Raw genomic sequence first — 19,010 nt, 5'->3', positions numbered from 1 at the left:
CGGGATTCTCGTAGAACTCCCGCAGGTTGTCGCGGCGCCCTTCGCACGGGCCGCCTGGAAGCTCGCCCGGCGGGCTGTCCGGGTGCTCGCCCGGCGGACCGGCCGGGTGCCCGCCCGGCCTGCCGGCCGCATGCTCACCTGGATGCCTGTCCGGCGGACCGGCCGCATGCCCGTCTGGAAGCTCACCCGGCGGACCGGCCGGGTGCCCGTCCGGCGGACCGCCCGGAAGCCCCTCCGGCGGGCCGCCCGGATGTCCGCCCGACGCTCCGTGCCGTGCGGTGGTCGCCTGACGGGTCATGGGGCGCCTCCTTCGGGGTGGGACTCGTCGGCCCCCGGTGACCAGGAAGTGGCCGCGAGGGAGCGGGCGAAGAGCGTGCCCAGGCGGGCGCCCGCCGCGTCGTCCAGGAGGGCGTGCGACCAGCGCAGGGCGAGCTGGACGCGCCCGCCGACGGAGACGGTGGTGACGGTCAGGCCGCGTGGCATACGGGCCGGGGCCGAGAACCACACGGCGGTGGGGCGCCCCGCGTCCCCGAAGTCGAGTGGATAGGGGATGCGGCCGATGTTGGACAGCAGCGTGGTGGACGCCAGTGGTGCGGCGGCGGTACGCAGCGCCCGCGTGAGCACGCCGCGCACGCCGACCGGAAGCGCGGGTGCGGTGAGCAGCACCGCGCCGAGGCCGAGTTGGGAGCCCGGCGCGGCCTTCAGGGACCGGGTGCGGGCGGCGGTGCGCCGCAGCAGCCGGGCGACCGCCGCCGGGTCGGGCGGGTCGGCCGTGAGCAGTGCCGCGTCCCGCCGTTCCTCCGGGCCGAAGCCGACGGAGACCAGCCGGGTGCCGTTGCCGATGGGCATGTCCGCGCCGCGCGGACGGTCGTCCACCGGCATGGTGACGACGACGGGAGCGCTCGGGCGCCCGTGGACGTGGTTCCAGCGGGCCACCATCAGGCAGGTGGCGACGAGGAGTTGGTCGTTGACGGTGAAGGCGGCGACACCGCCGGTGCGCGGCGGGCGGGCCGGCACGGGCAGTTCGGTGATGAGCATCCCGTTGCCCCGCCTGTCACAACTGCCCTGTTTGCCACTACTGCCAGGGTTACCACTGCTGCCCGGGCTGTCACTACCGACCTTCCTGTCACTACGGCCCCGGCTGCCATGATCGGACGGGCGGTGCTGCCCGTGGTCGGCGGCGATCCGTACCGGCCGGGCCAGGCGGTGCCCACCGAGCGGCGGCACGTCCTGGGGCGCGCCGTCCGCGGCGGTGCCGGCCGCCGCGCGTACGGGCGGCGGCGCCGGGGAGTTGTCCGCGCCACCGTAGAGCTGGGCGGCGGTGGCCAGCACCCGCAGGCAGGCCGGGCCGTCCAGCGCGGTGTGGTTGATGGTGACGAGCAGCACTGTGCCGCCCGCGCTGCCGCCCTCCGGCTCCCGCTCGATGATCTCCAGCCGCACCGGCGGCGAGGCGTCCAGCGGCGGCAGGTCGGCCAGCGCCCGCTCCCGGGCGCGTTCGAGGGCGTCCGGGCCCGGCGGCGGGATGACGACCGGGTCCACGTCCGGTACGCCGGTCAGCTCCCACTCGTACCGCCGCCGCCACCAGCGGTGCGGTGCCTGGCGCATCAGGATGCGGGGGTGCCGGCACAGCGCTTCGCGGAACGCCGCCCGCAGCCGGCCGGGGTCCGGCCTTCCGGGCAGGTGGATCTCGATGTGCACGGTTTCCGGTTCGTCGTCCGTGAGGCAGTGCCGGGTGATCTCGTCGACCACCGGGAACGGGATGCGCCGTACGGTGCGGTCCGCCGTGCCGGGCGGCCCGTCCCCGTCCGGATCCTGCCGGGCCGGCTGTAGTGCGGTCATCGAGTGGGTTCCTCCCCGCTCCGGTTCGTCGGTGTGCCGCTCGGTGGTGCGCCCTTCGGCGGTGTTCCGCGCGCCGGTGTGCCATGCGGAGGTGCGCTGTCCGCTGACATGCCGTACGGAGGCGTGCCGTCCGCCGATGTGCCGTACGGAGGCGTATCGTTCGGCGGCACGCCTCCCGGCGGCACGCCTCCCGGCGGCACGCCTCCCGGCGGCACGCCTCCCGGCGGCACGCTCTCCGAAGACGCGCTCTCCGTTGGCGCGCCGCGCCGCCGCCGTCGGCGGGGCAGCGGCGGTACCGGAGGTCCGGACGCCGTCGGCTGCTTCGGTCCGGTCACGGACGTGCCCCTGGCGGTGTCCGGCGCCGACCCGAGCGGTTCCGGGCCCGCTCCCGAGGCGCTGGGCGCACCGGCCATCGCCGGCTCCCCGAGCGGCCCCGCCCCCGTCCCCGCATGCGCCCCGCGTCGCGCCCCCGCGACGGGTACGGTCACCACCGCCGCCGCGAGCGCCAGCAGGGCGAGCGCCTGCGCCGTGGCGCTGAAGGCCCCGGCGTCGGCGGCGGCCGGTTCGCCCGCGCCGAGGGCCGCCGTGACGCCGGCGCCCACCATGGCCAGGAGCGCGACCGGTACGAGGAGCCCCGGCCGGAACCGCGCCGCCGGCACCAGCAGCGGCACGATCACCGCGTACGGCCCGGCGGCGAGCGCCACGACCACCGTGAGGGCGACGACCCCCAGCACCCAGGAGGGCGCCGGCGGCGTCCGCGGTTGCGGCGGCGTGCGCGGTGTACGGCGTACCAGGGCCGAGCCGATGAGTACGGCGATGCCGAGCGCTCCGCCGAGCAGCCCGAGGTCGTACGCCGTGGACGGCTCGTACGACAGCTTGACCAGCCCGCCTTCGCCCGCCGGGACGAGGAATCCCTGCTGCCAGCCGTCGAGCCGGACCGGTGACAGTTCGCGCCCGCCGAGTGTCGCGTGCCAGCCGTCGTTGGCGTTCTCGTACATCTGGAGGTACGCGGCGGCGCCGGTGCCCACCCGCACCGACCGCTGGTCGCCCGCCCAGTCCTGCGCCGTCACCGACCGCCGCTCGCTGGCGGGCGCGGGGGCGCTGCCCCGGCTGAGGGTGACGTCCGTCAGCGCCAGCGGGCCTTGGTCGCCGGCCTCCACCCGGTGCTGTCCCGAGGGGAGTCCGAGGCGCCCGTCACGTGCCGCGCCCGCGCACAGTTCCACCGTGACGGGCCGCCGCTCGGTGAGGTCGCGGACGTATCCGGCGGCCTTGGTGGCGTGCAGGGTGCCGTCCACGGCCAGCGGCGGGCCCTGGCCGCACGCCAGCGAGAACCGGTCGCCGGCCGACGGCGGCGGGGTGCGCAGTGCGTCCAGCGCCGGGAGGTGGACCTCGCTGAGGCCGACGGGCAGTTGCAGTGCCTGGTCGGCGACCGGGTTGTGGACGGTGAGTTCCTTGACCTTGCTGATGGTGATGTCGAGGCGGTCGGTGGTGATGGGGTCGAAGCGGGCCTGGCCGTTCTCGTCGACGCCGGCGGTGGCGGCCCCGTCGGGGGAGTTGACCAGGATCTGTTCGGGGCGGGTGGAGATGCCGCCCGCCGCGGCCAGCACGATCTGGTCGATCCGCCGTTTGCCGGGCCAGCGCAGGTGCAGGGTGGGTTTGTCGCCCGCGATCCAGGCGGTGGTCAGATCCCCGTCGACGAGGTTGCGGGGGCTGAGCGAGCGGCCGGAGCCGAAGCTGGTGGAGTCGGCGGTGGCGGTGATCCGCTCCTGCTGTCGGGGGGCCACGCGGTCCAGCAGGCGGTCGAGTTCCGGGCCCGGTACGGCCAGTGCCCGCGCCGACACCTCGTACGACGCGCTCGCGCCCGTACGGAACTGGCGGTGCAGCCCGACCTCGGCGGAGACCGGCGAGAGGCCGCCGGGATCGCTGCCGCGATGCAGGGAGTACGTCGCGGCGGGTGCCGTGGACTGCTCGGCGTCCGCCGGGAGCCGCAGCAGCCGGTTGACCTGTACGCCCGGTACGGAGACCTCGGAGAAGCCCGCGCCGGACAGCCCGGCGCGCGGTGTCTGCGACCCGGTGATAGTGATCTTGAGCCATTTCGCGGTCCCGGCCGGCGCCCTGACCTGCTGCCGCGCGCCGTTGGTCAGGAGCTGGCTCGTCACGCTGCCCCGGTCGGTCTGCACGCGTACGGAGGTCGGTGCCGCCCGCATCCCGTCACCGGGCAGCGGCGTCAGCGCGATCGTGGACGGAACGGACGTGGGCCGGGTGAAGCCGATCCGCAGCCACTGGCCGACCGGTTCGCCCGCGCTGCCCTCGGCCCAGCCGGTGTCCGGATCGCCGTCGAAGGCGTGCACGGGGTCGTACTGCGGCAGGTGGAAGAGCCAGTTGCCGCTGCTGGAGGCGGTGACGGAGGCGGCGCCGCGCAGCACCCCGGTGGTCTGGTGCGCCAGGCCCGAGGTCGGCAGGATCTGCCGCGGCGGGCGCCCGGCGTCCTGGACGCTGTCCGGGTGATTTCGTTCGTCGGGCGTATACGTGTAGGAGGTGTGGGAGTTGACCAGGCCGAACCGGGTGTCGGCACGGCGCAGCCCGTCGCCGGTGAGCTGGAGCGGCGGGGTGCCGACGCCCGGGTGGTTGTCGCCGGTCAAAACGGCCGGGCGATGGCGCAGCGTGGGGTCGGCGGACAGCGGGAGCAGCGCCTCCGGCCCCCCGCTGACCTGCGCGGTGTCGGCCACCGGCAGCGCCGTGACCGGCCCTGGCCGCGGGGTGTCCACCGGTTCGTAGATCTCCACCGACCGCTGGCGCGGGTACAGGCCCTGGATCTGCACCGGGGTGTCGGGGGCGATCCGCCCGTCCGTGGTCAGCGGCCCGAACGCGGCGACCTTGCGGTAGCCGGACGCCTCCAGGGTGCGTTTGACGGTCTGCGTCGGCACGTACCCGATCTGGTCGGGGTCCAGGTCGTTGCGTACGACGACGTCGTACAGGCCCGCCCGGCCCAGGAAGGCCCGCAGTCCGGGCACTTCGGAGCCGGACATCAGCGCCTGCTCGACGGCGTCCAGGGCGCGCCGTACGCCCGGTGTCCCGAACGGCACGAAGTCGCGCTGTGCCCACCGGGAGCGGGCGAGCACGTCCAGGGGCTGGTCGATGGGGGAGCCCCAGGTGTAGACGCCGTGCGCGGTGGCGGGGACGACGAGGGCGCGGTTGTCGGGGGTGTTCTTCTTCAGCCAGTCGGCGGTCCGTTCCCAGGCGGACGGCAGCTCCTTGAAGGCGCCGGGCTGGAGGACGGTGCCGTTGAGGTACGGCAGGGCGAGCGCGGGGACCGTCAGCAGCGCGACGAGCAGCAGGGTGTGGCGGCGTCCGGGGACGCGCCGGGTGCCGCGCCGTTCGCCGGCCACCCCGACGAGGTGCGCCAGGCCGAAGGCGAGCGCCAGCGCCAGGCCCGGCCCGAACTTGTAGATGTTGCGGAACGGCCGCAGCCAGCCGTTCAGCCAGTCCTGCCACACCCCGTGGAACGGGCCGCCCAGCGAACCGGCGTACCCGGTCAGGCAGATACCGGCCACGACCAGCACGGTCAGCAGCAGCCAGCGCCGTTCCGGCGCATCGCGGCGGGCCAGTCCGGCCAGGCCCAGCGCGGCGGCCAGCGCCGAGCCGAGGATCGCGACGGCGCCCGCCGCCATGGTCCAGCCGGCCGGCAGCCAGGGCTCGCCGAAGTTGAGGTAGCCGGTCCAGTTGCCGGCGCCGCGCAGCAGTTCGGTCGCCGACATGGTGCCGGTCGTGGTGTCCGCCTGCTCGATGTACGGCATGAAGTTCTCGCCGTACACCCCGAGCAGCAGCAGGGGCACGGCCCACCACGCGGTCGCCAGGATGACGCCCGGGATCCACCAGGCCAGCAGTGCTCCGCGCCGGGGGCCCGGGCGCGACAGGACGTACAGGAGCGCGGGCAGCAGCGAGGCCAGGGTCGAGGCCGCGTTGACGCCGCCCATGAAGGGGATCAGCAGCGCGGACCGGGTGGCGGCCAGGCGCGCCGAAGTGTGGTGGCCGGTGAGCGGCAGCAGCACCCAGGGGAGCAGCGCGCCGGGCAGGGCGGCGGCGGACGTGGAGCCGATCACCATGGTGAACGTCGGCCACAGCGCGTACCCGGCGGCGGCGAGCAGCCGGGCCGGCGGGGAACCGACGCGCAGCCGTTCGGCCAGCCGCAGCGCACCCCAGAAGGCGGTGGTGACGATCAGCGACATCCACAGCCGCTCGGCCAGCCACACCGGCAGGTGCACGAGGTCCGTCAGGGCGTAGTACGGCAGGGACGGGAACGCGTAGCCGACGTACTGGTCCGTGATGCCGCCGAACCCCGCGCGGTCGTGCCAGAGCTGTCCCAGGTCGCTCAGGAACCGCCAGGGGTCGGTGGTCACGCCCAGCTTCGTCTCGAAGGTCATCTTCCCGGCGGACGGGGCGAGGAGGAGCGCGAAGGCGACGGCCCAGAACGCGAGGAGCCAGCGGCGGGACCGGGGCGGTCCGGGCGGCGGCGCGCCCGGCGCGGAGGCCGGGGTGCCACCGGCGTCCGGCGAACCCGGTGAGCTGGACACGAGCGTCTGGGTCATGGCAACCGCCGCAGGATGAGGAGGAGGTTCCAGGTGGCTACTTCACGTACGCCCGGCAGGCGCGGGATCGTTTCGGCGAGGAACGGCGCGTACCGGGAGCGGGCCGTCACGATCCAGACGTCGTCCCGGGCCCTGATCTGCCGCAGTGTCCGGCCGACGTGCAGCGCGAAGAGGTTCACGCCCAGGGTGTGCTTGGCGGGCCGGCCGGTACGCCGCCGGTACAGCTCGCGGGCCCGCCGGGCGCCCAGGTAGTGCCAGGGCGCCATCTCGTGCCCGCCCCAGGGGGAGAGCCAGTTGGTGAACGACAGGTAGATCAGGCCGCCGGGCCGGGTGATCCGTACCAGCTCGCTCAGGAAGGTCTGCGGGTCCGCCACGTGCTCCAGGACGTTGGAGGAGAAGCAGACGTCGGCGGCGCCGTCGGCCAGAGGGAGGAGGTAGCCGTCGGCGAGCACCGCGCAGCTCGGTGGGCGGCCGCGCGCGGCCAGCTCGCGCAGGTCGGGTTCGAAGAGGTAGCCGTACGCGCCGCGGCGCCGGAACTCCTCGGTGAAGTGCCCCCGGCCGCCGCCGACGTCGGCGACGACGCGGCCCGCCAGCGGCTCGTACCGTTCGATCTGGTCGGCGGCGTCCCGCGCGAGCAGGCCGTAACAGTGCTCGGGGTCGTGCTGCTCGCGCAGGAAGGCGCGGAAGAGGGAGAGAGATCTGCGCAGGGAAGGATCCCGCACCTCAGCATCACCGCCCGGCGGGGAGGTCGAGGTGCGCCTCGGCGTACGACTCGGCCGCCACGGCCCGGAAGCTGCGGACCGTGGCGCTCCACCGGAACCGCGCGGCGCGCTGCGCGGCGGCGGCGCCCAGGGCCTGCCGGCGCGGGCCGCTGAGTGCCAGCGTGCACCAGTGCGCGGCGAACGAACTCTCGCCGCGCGCCAGCAGCCCCGTCACCCCGTCGTCCACCGAGTCGCGCAGGCCGGGGATGTCGAACCCGACGGCCGGTGTGTGCCGGGCGGCCGCCTCCATGACGACCAGCCCCCAGCCCTCGATCAGTGACGGGTGCAGCAGCAGCCAGGCGCGGCAGAGGAGTTCGTGTTTTTCCTGCTCGCTGATCCGGCCGGTGAAGTGCACGTCGGGACCGGCCATGGCGGCCAGCCGGTCGCGCTCGGGGCCGTCGCCGACGATCACCAGCCGGCCGCCGGTGACCGGCCGCACCCGCTCCCACAGGCGCAGCAGCAGATCGACGCGCTTGTACTCGACCAGCCGGCCCATGGCCAGGAACAGCGGCTCCGGCGACTCGGGGAGCAGCGTCCCCGGTTCCGCCACGCCGTTGTGCACCAGCCGGATGCGCTCCCGCTCCACGCCGAGCCCGCGCAGCGCGGCGGCGGTCGAGCCCGACACGGCGACCATCAGGTTGCCGCGGTGGGTGCCCGCCAGTGCCCAGTGCTCCAGCCGGCGGCCGAGCCGGGCGGCGGGCGCCGGGTAGCGCATCCCCCACAGGTCCGTGTGGACGTGGTTGACCAGGCACAGTGTCGGTCCGCTGTGCCACAGCGGGGACAGGTACGGCATGCCGTTGCAGACCTCGACCAGCAGGTCGCACGCGCCGACCCGGCGGCCGAACTGCCGCCGGACGCGCAGGAAGTGCCCGGCGTCACCGCCCGCGGACACCACCCGGTAGCCGCGGTCGGCGGCGGGTCCGCCGCACAGCAGGGTGACCTCGTGGCCGTGCGCGGTCAGGCCCTCGGCGATGCGGTCCACGAGCAGCTCGGATCCGCCGGCGGCGGGGTTGCCCAGGTCGCGGCGGGCAAGGAAGACGATGCGGCGGGGGAGCGGGGGTGCGGGGTGCTCGGGGGTGGCCGGCTGGGCGGGTGGTGCGTGCCGGGCAGGTGGTACGGGGGGTGCGGATGCTGCGGGTGGTGCGGGACGTGCGGGCGGTGCGGCGGACAAGGACGGTCGTACGTGCTGGGGCATGTGCGCTCCAACTCGTCTCAGGGTGCGGTACCAGTGGTGTGGGGGGACGTACTGCGTACTGAGTCGTGGTGCCGAACGGTGGTGCCGAGTCGTGGTACTGCGCCGTGCGGGCCTGTCGGCCCGGGGCTGCGGGCGGGGCGGGGGACCGGTACACGGGTGGGTGGGCTCGATAGTTTTCGCCGCCCTGTTCGATGCGGCTACTCACCGGCGTGACAATTTCCGCCCCGACTCGGCCTGACGCCTCATCACTTCGCGCTGGATGAGCTGAACCGCCGCCGCCCGCGCACCACCAGCACCACCCCGAAGAGCGCCGCACCGCCACCCGCCACGGCCGCCGCGAGCGGCGCCGTCTCGCCGACCGTCTTGAGCCGGGTGCTGTCCGCGTCCGCCAGCGCCACCTGCTTGCGCTGGGTCGCGGGCGTGAACTCCAGGCCGTTCCCGCGCAGCAGGGTCACCGCGTCGGTCCGCGCCCCGGGCGCCCGCAGCGTCTTGTGCGGCGAGAGCGACGCGTTGATGATGCGGCCGGTGCGCGGCTCGACGACCAGCTCGATCCCGCTGTTCGCGTACCACTCCTCGGCCTGGACCTGGCCCTGCGCCGACCGCCCGACCAGCCGTCCCGGCACCTGCCGGCTGCCCGTCCTGGTGGGCTCGACGGTCCCCGTGAAGCGGTAGCCCTCGTAGCCCTGTACGCGCTTGGTGCCGGCGAAGCGGAGCGGGACCGCGGCACCGAGGGTGTTGTCCCACCAGCGGTAGGACCGGCGCTGCACGTCGAAGGGGAACTTCAGGTACGCGTCCCCTTCGAAGCGGGTCGGCGCTTCCTTGCAGCAGTGCACCGGGGCGTTGGTGCGCCGGTCGGTGACCCACCGCTCCAGCGTCCACTGGAACGCCCTGCGCGGGTCCTTCAGCTCCAGCGTCACCGGGGTGTCGACGGTCGTGGACACGTCCCACACCGCCCGTCCGCTGCGCTCGCTCTCCGCCACGTCCCCCAGTACGTGCCGGGTGATGGTGATCTTCTGCTGGTCCTTGGTGCGCAGCGTCTCGGCGTCGAAATAGCTGCCGGTGCCGGTGAAGACGGTGGTCACGTCGACGTCCACCGGGGTGCGCTGGGCGCGCGGCGCGACGTACCAGGCGAGCATCGGGGCGAGCACCAGGAGGAAGACGCCGAGTCCCAGCAGGACCAGCGAAAAGGGCGAGGCGGTCTTACGCATACGGGCACTCCTGAGGGCGGCGGGGGCAGTGCACGTGCGGCGTGGCGGTGGGTCCGGGTGAACGGGCGGGAACCGTAGGGGACCGCTTGACATGCCGTCAATGCCCCCACACACTCGGCAGGCACCGCGGCCGACGCGGACCGGCACCCCGCCGGAGCGGAACGGCACCGCGGCCGCCGTCGTGCGGTCCCGCGTGCGCCGAGGCCGTCCGCGGGCCCGGCCGGGCCGGTGCGCCGCGCAACCCTCGACGTTCCCGCCACCGAAGGGGCTCGCCGCGCCATGCACAGACTGCTCGCCGCCGTATTGACCTCGCTGGCCGCCGCCGCCCTCGCCGTCGCTGCCTCCCTCGGCGTCGTCGCCGCCCTGGACGCCACCCCCGAACAGCCGAACGTGCCCCTGGTGACCTTCGACCGGACGCCTTAGGGAGCGCAGGCGTGGTGGAGACCTCCCGCTCGGCCTGGCGGGACGTGCCCCCGGCGCAGGTACGGGAGTTCGCCGCCCGCGCCCTCGACGAGGTCCCGGCGCTGGCCCAGCGCATCCTGGCGGAGATCCGCCGCGCGTACCCGCAACTGCCGCTCGCCCTCGACGGGTTCGGTGAGCCACGCGCCCTGGTCGGTATCCGGCAGTCCCTGGAGCACTTCGTCGAGCACATGTCCACCGGCCTGGACAGCCCGCACGTCCACCCGCGCATCTTCCAGGAGTTCGGCCGCGGCGCGGGCATTCAAGGCCGCAGCCTGGACGCCCTCCAGGCCATCTACCGGCTCGGCGTACGGCTGGCCTGGCGGCGGCTGGCCGAGATCGGCCAGCAGGTGGCGATCCCGGCCCCCGCCATGTACGAACTGGCCGAATCCGGCTTCGAGTACCTGGACGGGCTGGTGGCCGAATCCGTCCGCGGCTTCGCCGAGGCCGCGGCCCGCCAGGCGGGCGAGCGGCTGCGGCACCAACGCCGCCTGATGGAACAGCTCTTCGCGGCCGGGACGCGGGCCCGCCCGGCGCCCGCGCTCACGGACCGCGCCGCCCGGATCGGCTGGGCGCTGCCCGAACGCGTCGCCGTGGCCGTGCTGCTGCGCCCGGCCCCCGAGGCCGTCGCCCCGGCCGTCGGCACCGACGTCCTGCTGGACATGGAGTGCGAGCGGCCCCGCATGGTGGTGCCGGAACCGGACGCCGCCGGACGCCGGGAACTGCTCCAGCGCGCCACGGCGGGCTGGTCGGGCGCGCTCGGCCCGGCCGTACCTCTGGCACACGCGGCGAAGTCCCTGCGCTGGGCGGGCGCCGCGGTCGACCTGATGGAGCGGGGCCTGCTGCCCGCCGGACAACTGCTGCACTGCACCGATCACACCGAGGCGCTGGTCCTCCTGCCGCCCGAGGAGCTGATCGAGGACCTGACCCGGCGGCGCCTGGAACCGCTGGCGCACTGCGGACCCACCCACGGCCGCCGGCTGGCCGAAACCCTCCTCGCCTGGCTGGAGACGCGCGGCGGCGCACCCGAGGTGGCCGCCCGGCTCGGTGTCCACCCGCAGACCGTCCGCTACCGGCTGCGCCAGATACGGGAGTTGTGGGGCGACGAGGTGGACGACCCGGACCGCCGCTTCGAACTGGAACTGGTGTTGCGGGCCCGGCGGCTGCGCGGCGAACTCAGCGTGCCGGGCCGTCCGTCCTGCCCTCGGTGAACAGCGCGAAGCCGTCCAGCAGCCGGGCCAGGCCGAACTCGAACATCGCGTCCAGCCGCAGCATCTCCGCGTCGTTCGCGTCGTCCGCGTCGTTGACCCCCTCGTACATCGGGAACGAACCGGAATCGATGATCCGCTCGTACTCCGGCTCCAGCGACGCCATCCACTGGTCCCGGTCCATGCCGGTCTGCTGCTCGGCCTCCAGGTCCTCCTCCAGGGCGACCGCCGTACCGCGAACGTGGTTGACCAGGGTCAGGGCCAGCCGCAGCTTGGTCAGCGGGTCGAAGCCGGTCAGCCGGGCCACGGTCCACTCGATGACGACCATCGCGTGCGGCATCGGCTGCGGACGGGTGATCGACAGGTACTGGGCCACCCACGGATGCCGCTGGTACAGCTCCCACTGGAGGCGGGCCCCGGCCTCCAGCCGCGCGCGCCAGTGCTCCGGGCCCGGGTCGGGCAGCTCGATCTCGGCGAAGGTGGCGTCCGCCATCAGCAACACCAGCTCGTCCTTGTTCGCCACATGGCGGTAGAGCGCCATGGAGGACGCCTCGAACTCGGCGGCGACCCGGCGCATCGACAGGGAACGCAGCCCTTCGGCGTCGGCGATCCGGATACCGGCCCGCACGATGCGGTGGCGGCTGAGGCCGGGGGGCTGGGCGTGGCCGGTGCGCGGCCGTCCCTGGTCGGTACGGGGCCGCCCCGGGCCGGCCGGGGGCCGGTGGGAGGTGTCGCCGGGAGCGCCGCCATGGGGGCCGCTGTCGCCGCGTGCCCGGTGCGGGGGGCCGCTGTCCGTGCGCGCGGCGGTGTCCGCGACCACCGTGCCCACCCCCGGGACCGCCCGGACCAGCCCTTCCTGGCGCAGCGTCGTCAGGACCTTGGTCGCGGTCGCCATCGCCACCCCCCACTCCTGGGTGATCCGCCGCGTCGAGGGCACCCGGTCGCCCGTGGCCAGCTCTCCCGCGTCGATGCGCCGCCGGATCTCCGCGACGATCCGGCGGTACGGCGGGGTGGCTGAACGGTCCATGGCGGCGGCCTCCGGACTCTCCGTACTAGTGCACCAGGGCAGGGCGAGGGTAGCAAGACGGCGCCGACGCCGGTCGGAGCGCCCCAGGTGCACTAGTGTGATGCACCTCCAAAACCCCTGTTGCGCCTAGGGTTTGCGCTGTAAGCGGGCACTGTCTACCTTCCTGGCTATGACGCTTACTTCGTACGCACCGCCACCTCGCGCCGGGCGCCGCGAGTGGGCCGCCCTCGTGGTGCTCCTGCTGCCCTGCCTGCTCGTCTCGATGGACGTCTCGGTGCTCTACTTCGCCGTACCGTTCCTCTCCGCGGAACTCGCGCCCAGCGGCGTCGAACAGCTCTGGATCCTCGACGTCTACGGCTTCGTCCTGGCCGGACTCCTGATCACCATGGGCGCGCTCGGCGACCGCATCGGCCGCCGCAGGCTGCTGCTCTCCGGCGCCGTCCTGTTCGGCATCGCCTCGGCCCTGGCCGCGTACGCGCAGAGCCCCGGGACGCTCATCGCCGCCCGCGCGGTGCTCGGCGTCGGCGGCGCCACCCTCATGCCGTCCACCCTGGCCCTGATCCGCAACCTCTTCCACGACGCCAAGCAGCGCGGCAAGGCCGTCGCCATCTGGTCCGGCGGCATGATGGGCGGCATCGCGGTCGGTCCGGTGCTCAGCGGTGTTCTGCTGGAGCACTTCTGGTGGGGCTCGGTGTTCCTGATCAACGCCCCGGCGATGGTGCTGCTGCTCGTGGCCGGGCCCCTGCTGCTCCCGGAGTTCAAGAACCCGGCGGCCGGCCGCTTCGACCTGCCGGGCGCACTGCTCTCCCTGGCCGCGATGCTGTCGGTCGTCCACGGCGTCAAGGAGCTGGCCCGCGACGGCCTCGAAGTGCTGCCCGTGCTGGCCGTCGTGGCGGGGCTGCTGGCCGCCGCCGCGTTCGTACACCGTCAGCGCACCGCCCGGCACCCGATGCTGGACCTGCGGCTCTTCCGCCACCGCGGCTACTCGGGCTCCGTCCTGATGAATCTGCTCGCGATGTTCGCCCTGGTCGGCAGCGCGGTCTTCTTCACCCAGTACCTCCAGTCCGTACGCGGTATGGGTCCCCTGGAGGCGGCCCTGTGGAACGTGGTGCCGACCGTCGCGGTCGGCGGCATGGCCCCGGCCGCCGCCGCCCTCGCGCAGCGCGTGGACCGGGCCTTCGTCATCGCCGGCGGCTTCCTGGCCGCTGCCGGGGGATTCCTGTGGGTGTCCCGGATGGCGGCGGACACACCGCTGTGGGCCGTGCTCCTCGGCGCCGGCGTCTACGCGGCGGGGCTGGTCATGGTGATGTCGCTCGGCACCGAACTCGCCCTCGGCGTCGCCCCGCCGCAGCGCGCGGGCTCGGCCTCCGCGCTCCTGGAGTCCGGGTCCGAACTGGGCGGCGCCCTGGGCCTGGCGCTCCTGGGCACCCTCGGCAACGCCGTCTACCGCGGCGGCATCGACGGCGCCGTCCCCGGCGGGCTGCCCGCGGGCGCGGCGGACACCGTACGGGAAACTCTGGCCGGAGCCGCGGCAGTCGCGGGGGAACTGCCGGGCCGGGCGGGGGAGGCGCTGCTGTCGGCGGCCCGTACGTCGTTCCTCGGGGGCCTGCACGCGGCGATGCTCGGTGCGGCGGCCGTGATGATCCTGGGCGCGCTGCTGGCGGCGGCGCTGCTCAAGGGCGTACGGGCGCAGCCACCGGCGCCGGGGGAGGAGACGGCCGGGGGCGGGCCGGGCGCGGCCGGACCGGCTGCGGGCGGGCCGGTGGGCGCGGCCGGTCCGGAGGCGGCGGCCGCCCGGGGCGCAGCGGCCGGTCCGAGCGCCGCTGCCGACGCCGCCGTCACCCGAAGCTGACCCGCTCCAGCCAGAAGTCCAGCAGCTCCGCGTCACCGTCGATCCCGATGCCGGGGCTGCGGGCCGGCAGCCGCCGGTAGGCGACCAGCAGCAGGTCGGTCAGCGGGCCGCGCACGGTGACGGCGGCCTCCTCGCGCGGTGCGTGGCGCCAGGTGATCGCCTCGCCGGTCAGGTCGACCAGCCAGTCGGCCGCCGTCCCCGGTGCCGTGTCGGTGGCCTTGAAGCGCAGCGTGCGGCCGGGGCCGAGCAGCTCGCGCAGCTCCGGGTGGCGGTCGGACATCTCCGGCTGCGAGCCCAGCTCCAGCCACTCGCCGAAGCAGTCGACGGCGGTCTCCTCGCCGAGGGTGAACCGGGCATCCTCGGCCAGGAACGCGTCGGCGCGGTGGATCACCGTCTCGTTGGCCATCCGGCGGGCGAAGAACGCGGCCGCCGGGCCCAGCCGGGGGAGAGGGACCCAGGCTTCCGCCCCGGGCCCGGCGGTCCGCAGGGTCTCCGCCAGCAGCGCGGCCCCCTCCCCCAGCCAGCCGTCGAGCACGGCCGGGTTCTCGTCGGCGTACGGCGACAGATCGCGGAAGTGCCCGTCGGGCGGGGGCGCTTCCGCTCCGGTACGCACGACCTCCTCGGCCCAGCGGTGGGCGCCGCCCAGATGCCGCAGCAACTGGCCGACGTTCCAGCCGGGACAGGAGGGGACCGGGGTTCTCAGGTGGTGCGCGTCCCTGATGAGGGACCGCAACAGGTCCGTCTGCGCGACGATTTCGGAGCAGTGGCGGTCGTACGTCGAAGCGTTCATGACGCCACGGTAAGTCCCGCCACCGACAACCGCCTTGGGGTCAGCCGAAGTCCAGGTCCCCGGTCCGCGTCCGCTTCAGCTCGAAGAACTTGTCGTAACCGGCGAGCAGCCGGGCGCCGTCGAAGACCCGCACCGCGTCCTCACCGCGCGGGATCGCCGTCAGCACCGGGCCGAAGAAGGCGACGCCGTCGATGTGCAGGGTGGGCGTGCCGACCTCTTCGCCGACCGGGTCCATGCCCTCGTGGTGGCTCTTGCGCAGCGCGTCGTCGTACTCCGTGCTGTCGGCGGCGCGGGCCAGCTCCGCGGGCAGCCCGGCCTCGGCCAGCGCCTCCTCGATGACGGTCGCGTAGTCGTCCCGGCCGCCGTTGTGCAGGCGGGTGCCGAGCGCGGTGTACAGATCGCGCAGTACGTCCTCGCCGTGCTGCTGGGCGGCGGCGATGCACACCCGTACGGGCCCCCAGCCCTTGGCCAGCAGCTCCTGGTACTGCTCCGGCAGCCCCTCCCGGCCCTCGTTGAGGACGGACAGGCTCATCACGCGGAACCGCAGGTCGATGTCGCGGTGGGCCTCCACCTCCAGAATCCAGCGCGAGCTGATCCAGGCGAACGGGCAGAGGGGGTCGAAGTAGAAGTCGACCGTGTGACGGGTCGTGTTCGGGGAAGGCGTGTTCTGGACAGTCATGGCGCCACGATAGTTCGCATCCGAACTTCCGGCCGGAAGTTCGATCCGTGGCTTTCCGTCCGGGCACCTGTGGCCGGCCCGCGCCGGGTGCGGGGCCCGGCCTACTCCGGTGTGATGCCCAGCATCCGCTGGAGCAGCTCCTTGAGCAGCGCGCGCTCCGCGACGGACAGCTCGCCGAGCGGCTCGCGCGCGAAGTCCAGAGAATCACGCAGTTGCGCGGCCGTCGACAGCCCCGCTTCGGTGGGGGCGGCCAGCTTGACCCGGCGGTCGGCCGGGTCCGGACGGCGCTCGACCAGGCCGCGGGACTCCAGCCGGTCCACGATCCCGGTCACGTTGGACGGCTCGCACTTCAGGCTCCGGGCTATCCGGCGCATCGGCATCGGCTCGCGGGCGAGCAGGCCGAGGACGCGCGCCTGGGCGCCGGTGAGGGAGTGCTCGGCCGCGGCGTGCTCGTACTCCTCGTGATAGCGGGCCACGACGGTGCCGATCAGCTCGACGACCTCGACGGTCAGGTGCTCTGGGCGAGGAGTCATGACACCAGGGTACCGAATTGCTTGACAACCTGAAATATCTAGGAGCATTGTTGTTTCAGCACCTGAAGCATTTCGAGGAGGAGCAACCCATGTCCGCACAGCCCACGTCCGGCCGCGAATGGCACCTGGTCGCCCGCCCGCACGGCTGGCCGAAGCCGGAGGACTTCGCGCTGCGCGAGGCCGAGGTCGCCCAGCCCGGCGAGGGACAGCTCCTCGTCCGCAACCTCTACTTCTCCGTCGACCCGTACATGCGCGGCCGGATGAACGACGTGAAGTCCTACACCCCGCCCTTCAAGCTGGACGAGCCGATGGAGGGCGGCGCGATCGGTGAGGTCATCGCCTCCGGCGCCGACGGCTTCGCGGTCGGCGACCACGTCCTGCACTTCAAGGGCTGGCGTGAGTACGCGGTGGTGGATGCCGCCAAGATCGCCAAGGTGGACGGTTCCCTGGCGCCCCTCTCCGCCTACCTCGGCGTGCTCGGCATGCCGGGCCTGACGGCCTACGCGGGCCTGCTGGAGGTCGCCTCCTTCAAGGAGGGCGACGCCGTCTTCGTGTCCGGCGCGGCCGGCGCGGTCGGCAGTGAGGTCGGCCAGATCGCCAAGCTCAAGGGCGCCTCGCGCGTCATCGGCAGCGCGGGCTCCGACGAGAAGGTCGAGCTGCTGACGAAGGAGTACGGCTTCGACGCCGCCTTCAACTACAAGTCCGACCGGTCGGTCAAGGAGCAGCTCCGCGACGCCGCCCCCGACGGCATCGACGTCTACTTCGACAACGTCGGCGGTGACCACCTGGAGGCCGCCCTCGACTCGCTGACCGTGCACGGCCGCGTCGCCGTCTGCGGCATGATCTCGCAGTACAACGCCACCGAGCCGACCCCGGCGCCGCGCAACCTCGCGCAGGTCATCGGCAAGCGGCTGCGCATCCAGGGCCTCCTCGTCGCCGACCACGCCCACCTCCAGGAGCAGTTCGTCTCCGAGGTGTCGGCCTGGGTCCGCTCGGGTGAACTGAAGTACAGCGAGACCAAGGTCGCCGGCATCGAGAACGGTTTCGAGGCGTTTCTCGGCCTGCTGCGCGGTGACAACACCGGCAAGATGATCGTCGATCTCACGGACTGACCCTCCGGGGAGCCAGCCAGGCCGGGCCACTAGGCTCGGCGCCAAGCCGTCGCGATCGTGGGCGCGAGTCGCGGCGAACCACAGGAGGATCTCTATGTCCATCCAGCCCGTAGACGTCGTCTACACCGCCGTCGCCACCGCGGAGAACGGCCGGGACGGCCGCGTCGCCAGCGACGACGGCAAGCTGGACGTCGTGGTCAACCCGCCCAAGGAGCAGGGTGGCAGCGGCGCCGGCACCAACCCCGAGCAGCTCTTCGCGGCAGGCTACAGCGCCTGCTTCCAGGGCGCGCTCAGCGTCGTCGCCCGCCAGGAGAAGGCGGATGTCTCCGGCTCCCGGGTGACCGCCAAGGTCGGCATCGGCAAGACCCCGTCCGGCGGCTTCGGCCTCACGGTCGAGATCGCCGCCTCCATTCCCCACGTGGACGCGGCCACCGCTCAGAGCCTGATCGAGAAGGCCCACCAGGTGTGCCCCTACTCGAACGCCACCCGGGGCAACATCGACGTCAAACTGAGCGTCATCTGACACCACCCATTGAACCGAGGGCCGCACTCCTGGAAGGGGTGCGGTTCTTGGTTGTTCTGGTGGGTGGGGTGGTGCGGGTGGTGTGGTTGCTTCGGTGGTGGGGTGGTGCGGTTGGTCTGCCGGGCCGGGTGTTCGGGCGGGCGTGGTGGTCGGGTTGGTCTGGCGGTCCGGGTGTTCGGGCGGACCGGTTGCTCGGGCGGGCGCGGTGGTCCGGATGCCCCGGAGGGCCGGGGGTTCGGGCGGGCGCGGTGATCCGGTTGGCCCGGTGGTCAGGCTGCTCGGGCGGCTTGGCTGCCTTCGGCGGATGCGATGGCCCGGATATCCCGGCTGCCTGATGTCCAGGGCGGCCCATCGTCCAGGGTGGCCTGGTGGCCTGGTGGCCTGGTGGCCGCAGGGGTCAGATGGTCGCGGCCACCTGGTTGGCCCCGGCGTCACGATGGCCAGGTGGCCCGCAGTGGCTGGTTGCCCGGCGTGCATGATGGCCAAGTGGCCGTGTCGGCCCGGCTGTTCCGGGGGACACGGTGGCCGGGTGGCCGCGACGCCCCGGTGGCCCCGGCGTTCATGACGGCCCTGCTGCGGCAGCGGCCTGGCGGCCGCGATGGCTTGGTGTCCCAATGGCCGCGACGGCCCAGCCGCTCCGGTTGACCCGGTGGCTGCGGTGGCCCGGCTGCCCCGGCTGCCCCGGCGTCCACGGCGGCCCTGCTGCGGGAGCGGCCTGGCGGCCGCGACGGCCCGGTGACCCGGCGGCTGCGATGGCCCGGCCGTCCCGGCGTCCACGGCGGCCCTGCTGCCGTAACGGCCTGGCGGCCGCGATGGCCTGGTGTCCCAATGGCCGCGACGGCCCAGCCGCCCCGGTTGACCCGGTGGCTGCGGTGGCCCGGCTGCCCCGGCGTCCACGGCGGCCCTGCTGCGGGAGCGGCCTGGCGACCCAGCCGCCCCGGCTGCCCCGGCGTCCACGGCGGCCCTGCTGCGGCAGCGGCCTGACGGCCCGGCTGCCCCGGCTGCCCCGGCGTCCACGACTGCCCGCCGCCCCGGTATCCACGGCGGCCCTGCTGGCGCAACGGCCCGGCGTCCACGACGCCCCGGTTGCCCCGGTGGCCGCGAAGGCCGAGTGGCTGCCCCGAGTTGCTGCTCCAACCGGCCGCGACCGGCCCGCTGTTCTGACGCTGCCTGTCGGGTTCACGCCAAAGGATGGTGGGGCCCTGGGGTGGTGTGTGGGCAGTGGCTACCTTGGG

14 protein-coding genes are annotated in these 19,010 nt (G+C 74.1%); 5 read left to right on the top strand and 9 right to left on the bottom strand.

The features are described 5' to 3' along the window. Positions 1-294: 294 nt before the first annotated feature. The 5 genes from ACH4EB_RS02805 to ACH4EB_RS02785 all read right to left on the bottom strand — a co-directional run bounded on the left by ACH4EB_RS02805 (position 295) and on the right by ACH4EB_RS02785 (position 9,592). The gene (locus tag ACH4EB_RS02805) at positions 295-1,839 is read right to left on the bottom strand and encodes a condensation protein (protein WP_398345452.1); all 1,545 of its coding nucleotides are present in this window, start codon (positions 1,837-1,839) and stop codon (positions 295-297) included. After that, positions 1,836-6,428: an alpha-(1->3)-arabinofuranosyltransferase family protein gene (locus tag ACH4EB_RS02800; RefSeq protein WP_398345451.1), complete on the bottom strand. Its 4,593-nt coding sequence runs from the start codon at positions 6,426-6,428 to the stop codon at positions 1,836-1,838. Before ACH4EB_RS02800 ends, ACH4EB_RS02805 begins: the two co-directional genes overlap by 4 nt. Then, a complete protein-coding gene (locus tag ACH4EB_RS02795; protein ID WP_398345450.1) occupies positions 6,425-7,150 on the bottom strand; it encodes a class I SAM-dependent methyltransferase in 726 nt (241 codons plus the stop codon). Before ACH4EB_RS02795 ends, ACH4EB_RS02800 begins: the two co-directional genes overlap by 4 nt. A gap of 7 nt (positions 7,151-7,157) precedes the next feature. Then, complete coding sequence (locus ACH4EB_RS02790) at positions 7,158-8,384, bottom strand: glycosyltransferase family 4 protein (protein ID WP_398345449.1); 1,227 nt, start codon at positions 8,382-8,384, stop codon at positions 7,158-7,160. Between the two features lie 245 nt (positions 8,385-8,629). Beyond that, entirely contained in the window at positions 8,630-9,592 is a 963-nt protein-coding gene (locus ACH4EB_RS02785) for a DUF3068 domain-containing protein (protein WP_398345447.1), read from the bottom strand. Between the two features lie 279 nt (positions 9,593-9,871). On the opposite strand from ACH4EB_RS02785, the gene ACH4EB_RS02780 reads away from it, so the two are divergent. Both ACH4EB_RS02780 and ACH4EB_RS02775 read left to right on the top strand, forming a co-directional pair. Next, positions 9,872-10,015, top strand: coding sequence for a hypothetical protein (locus ACH4EB_RS02780; protein ID WP_398345446.1), 144 nt, complete (start codon positions 9,872-9,874; stop codon positions 10,013-10,015). 11 nt (positions 10,016-10,026) lie between these two features. Continuing rightward, positions 10,027-11,262 carry a helix-turn-helix domain-containing protein gene (locus ACH4EB_RS02775; protein WP_398345445.1) on the top strand — a complete coding sequence of 412 codons (1,236 nt, stop codon included), beginning with the start codon at positions 10,027-10,029 and terminating at the stop codon, positions 11,260-11,262. Here the strand turns inward: ACH4EB_RS02775 and ACH4EB_RS02770 are convergent. Beyond that, entirely contained in the window at positions 11,228-12,286 is a 1,059-nt protein-coding gene (locus tag ACH4EB_RS02770) for a TetR/AcrR family transcriptional regulator C-terminal domain-containing protein (protein ID WP_398345444.1), read from the bottom strand. The genes ACH4EB_RS02775 and ACH4EB_RS02770 overlap by 35 nt on opposite strands. A gap of 169 nt (positions 12,287-12,455) precedes the next feature. On the opposite strand from ACH4EB_RS02770, the gene ACH4EB_RS02765 reads away from it, so the two are divergent. Continuing rightward, positions 12,456-14,138 (top strand): MFS transporter, encoded by a 1,683-nt coding sequence (locus tag ACH4EB_RS02765; protein ID WP_398345443.1) that lies wholly within the window; start codon positions 12,456-12,458, stop codon positions 14,136-14,138. On the opposite strand, the gene ACH4EB_RS02760 is transcribed toward ACH4EB_RS02765, so the two are convergent. The 3 genes from ACH4EB_RS02760 to ACH4EB_RS02750 form a co-directional block, all read right to left on the bottom strand. Further along, complete coding sequence (locus ACH4EB_RS02760) at positions 14,125-14,928, bottom strand: maleylpyruvate isomerase family mycothiol-dependent enzyme (RefSeq protein ID WP_398345442.1); 804 nt, start codon at positions 14,926-14,928, stop codon at positions 14,125-14,127. The two genes, ACH4EB_RS02765 and ACH4EB_RS02760, sit on opposite strands and share 14 nt — an antisense overlap. Positions 14,929-14,968: 40 nt before the next feature. Further along, the gene (locus ACH4EB_RS02755; protein ID WP_398345440.1) at positions 14,969-15,607 is read right to left on the bottom strand and encodes a DsbA family protein; all 639 of its coding nucleotides are present in this window, start codon (positions 15,605-15,607) and stop codon (positions 14,969-14,971) included. Positions 15,608-15,708: 101 nt separating this feature from the next. Continuing rightward, on the bottom strand, positions 15,709-16,140 hold the full coding sequence (locus tag ACH4EB_RS02750) for a MarR family winged helix-turn-helix transcriptional regulator (protein ID WP_398345439.1): 432 nt from the start codon (positions 16,138-16,140) through the stop codon (positions 15,709-15,711). Between the two features lie 89 nt (positions 16,141-16,229). On the opposite strand from ACH4EB_RS02750, the gene ACH4EB_RS02745 reads away from it, so the two are divergent. Together ACH4EB_RS02745 and ACH4EB_RS02740 are read left to right on the top strand one after the other, a co-directional pair. Then, positions 16,230-17,252, top strand: a complete 1,023-nt coding sequence (locus tag ACH4EB_RS02745) for an NADP-dependent oxidoreductase (RefSeq protein ID WP_398345437.1) — start codon at positions 16,230-16,232, stop codon at positions 17,250-17,252. A gap of 94 nt (positions 17,253-17,346) precedes the next feature. Continuing rightward, positions 17,347-17,775 (top strand): organic hydroperoxide resistance protein, encoded by a 429-nt coding sequence (locus ACH4EB_RS02740; RefSeq protein ID WP_398345436.1) that lies wholly within the window; start codon positions 17,347-17,349, stop codon positions 17,773-17,775. Positions 17,776-19,010 lie beyond the last annotated feature (1,235 nt).

Source organism: Streptomyces sp. NPDC018045 (assembly GCF_044327445.1).
Classification (GTDB): Bacteria; Actinomycetota; Actinomycetes; order Streptomycetales; family Streptomycetaceae; genus Streptomyces.
This window is presented reverse-complemented; position numbering and strand designations above follow the sequence as displayed.

What these genes read in the sequence shown, in the direction of transcription:
- ACH4EB_RS02805 (WP_398345452.1), bottom strand. Translation starts at nt 1,839, where the DNA reads ATGACCGCACTACAGCCGGCCCGGCAGGATCCGGACGGGGACGGGCCG.
- ACH4EB_RS02800 (WP_398345451.1), bottom strand. Translation starts at nt 6,428, where the DNA reads ATGACCCAGACGCTCGTGTCCAGCTCACCGGGTTCGCCGGACGCCGGT.
- ACH4EB_RS02790 (WP_398345449.1), bottom strand. Translation starts at nt 8,384, where the DNA reads ATGCCCCAGCACGTACGACCGTCCTTGTCCGCCGCACCGCCCGCACGT.
- ACH4EB_RS02785 (WP_398345447.1), bottom strand. Translation starts at nt 9,592, where the DNA reads ATGCGTAAGACCGCCTCGCCCTTTTCGCTGGTCCTGCTGGGACTCGGC.
- ACH4EB_RS02780 (WP_398345446.1), top strand. Translation starts at nt 9,872, where the DNA reads ATGCACAGACTGCTCGCCGCCGTATTGACCTCGCTGGCCGCCGCCGCC.
- ACH4EB_RS02770 (WP_398345444.1), bottom strand. Translation starts at nt 12,286, where the DNA reads ATGGACCGTTCAGCCACCCCGCCGTACCGCCGGATCGTCGCGGAGATC.
- ACH4EB_RS02765 (WP_398345443.1), top strand. Translation starts at nt 12,456, where the DNA reads ATGACGCTTACTTCGTACGCACCGCCACCTCGCGCCGGGCGCCGCGAG.
- ACH4EB_RS02760 (WP_398345442.1), bottom strand. Translation starts at nt 14,928, where the DNA reads ATGAACGCTTCGACGTACGACCGCCACTGCTCCGAAATCGTCGCGCAG.
- ACH4EB_RS02755 (WP_398345440.1), bottom strand. Translation starts at nt 15,607, where the DNA reads ATGACTGTCCAGAACACGCCTTCCCCGAACACGACCCGTCACACGGTC.
- ACH4EB_RS02750 (WP_398345439.1), bottom strand. Translation starts at nt 16,140, where the DNA reads ATGACTCCTCGCCCAGAGCACCTGACCGTCGAGGTCGTCGAGCTGATC.
- ACH4EB_RS02745 (WP_398345437.1), top strand. Translation starts at nt 16,230, where the DNA reads ATGTCCGCACAGCCCACGTCCGGCCGCGAATGGCACCTGGTCGCCCGC.
- ACH4EB_RS02740 (WP_398345436.1), top strand. Translation starts at nt 17,347, where the DNA reads ATGTCCATCCAGCCCGTAGACGTCGTCTACACCGCCGTCGCCACCGCG.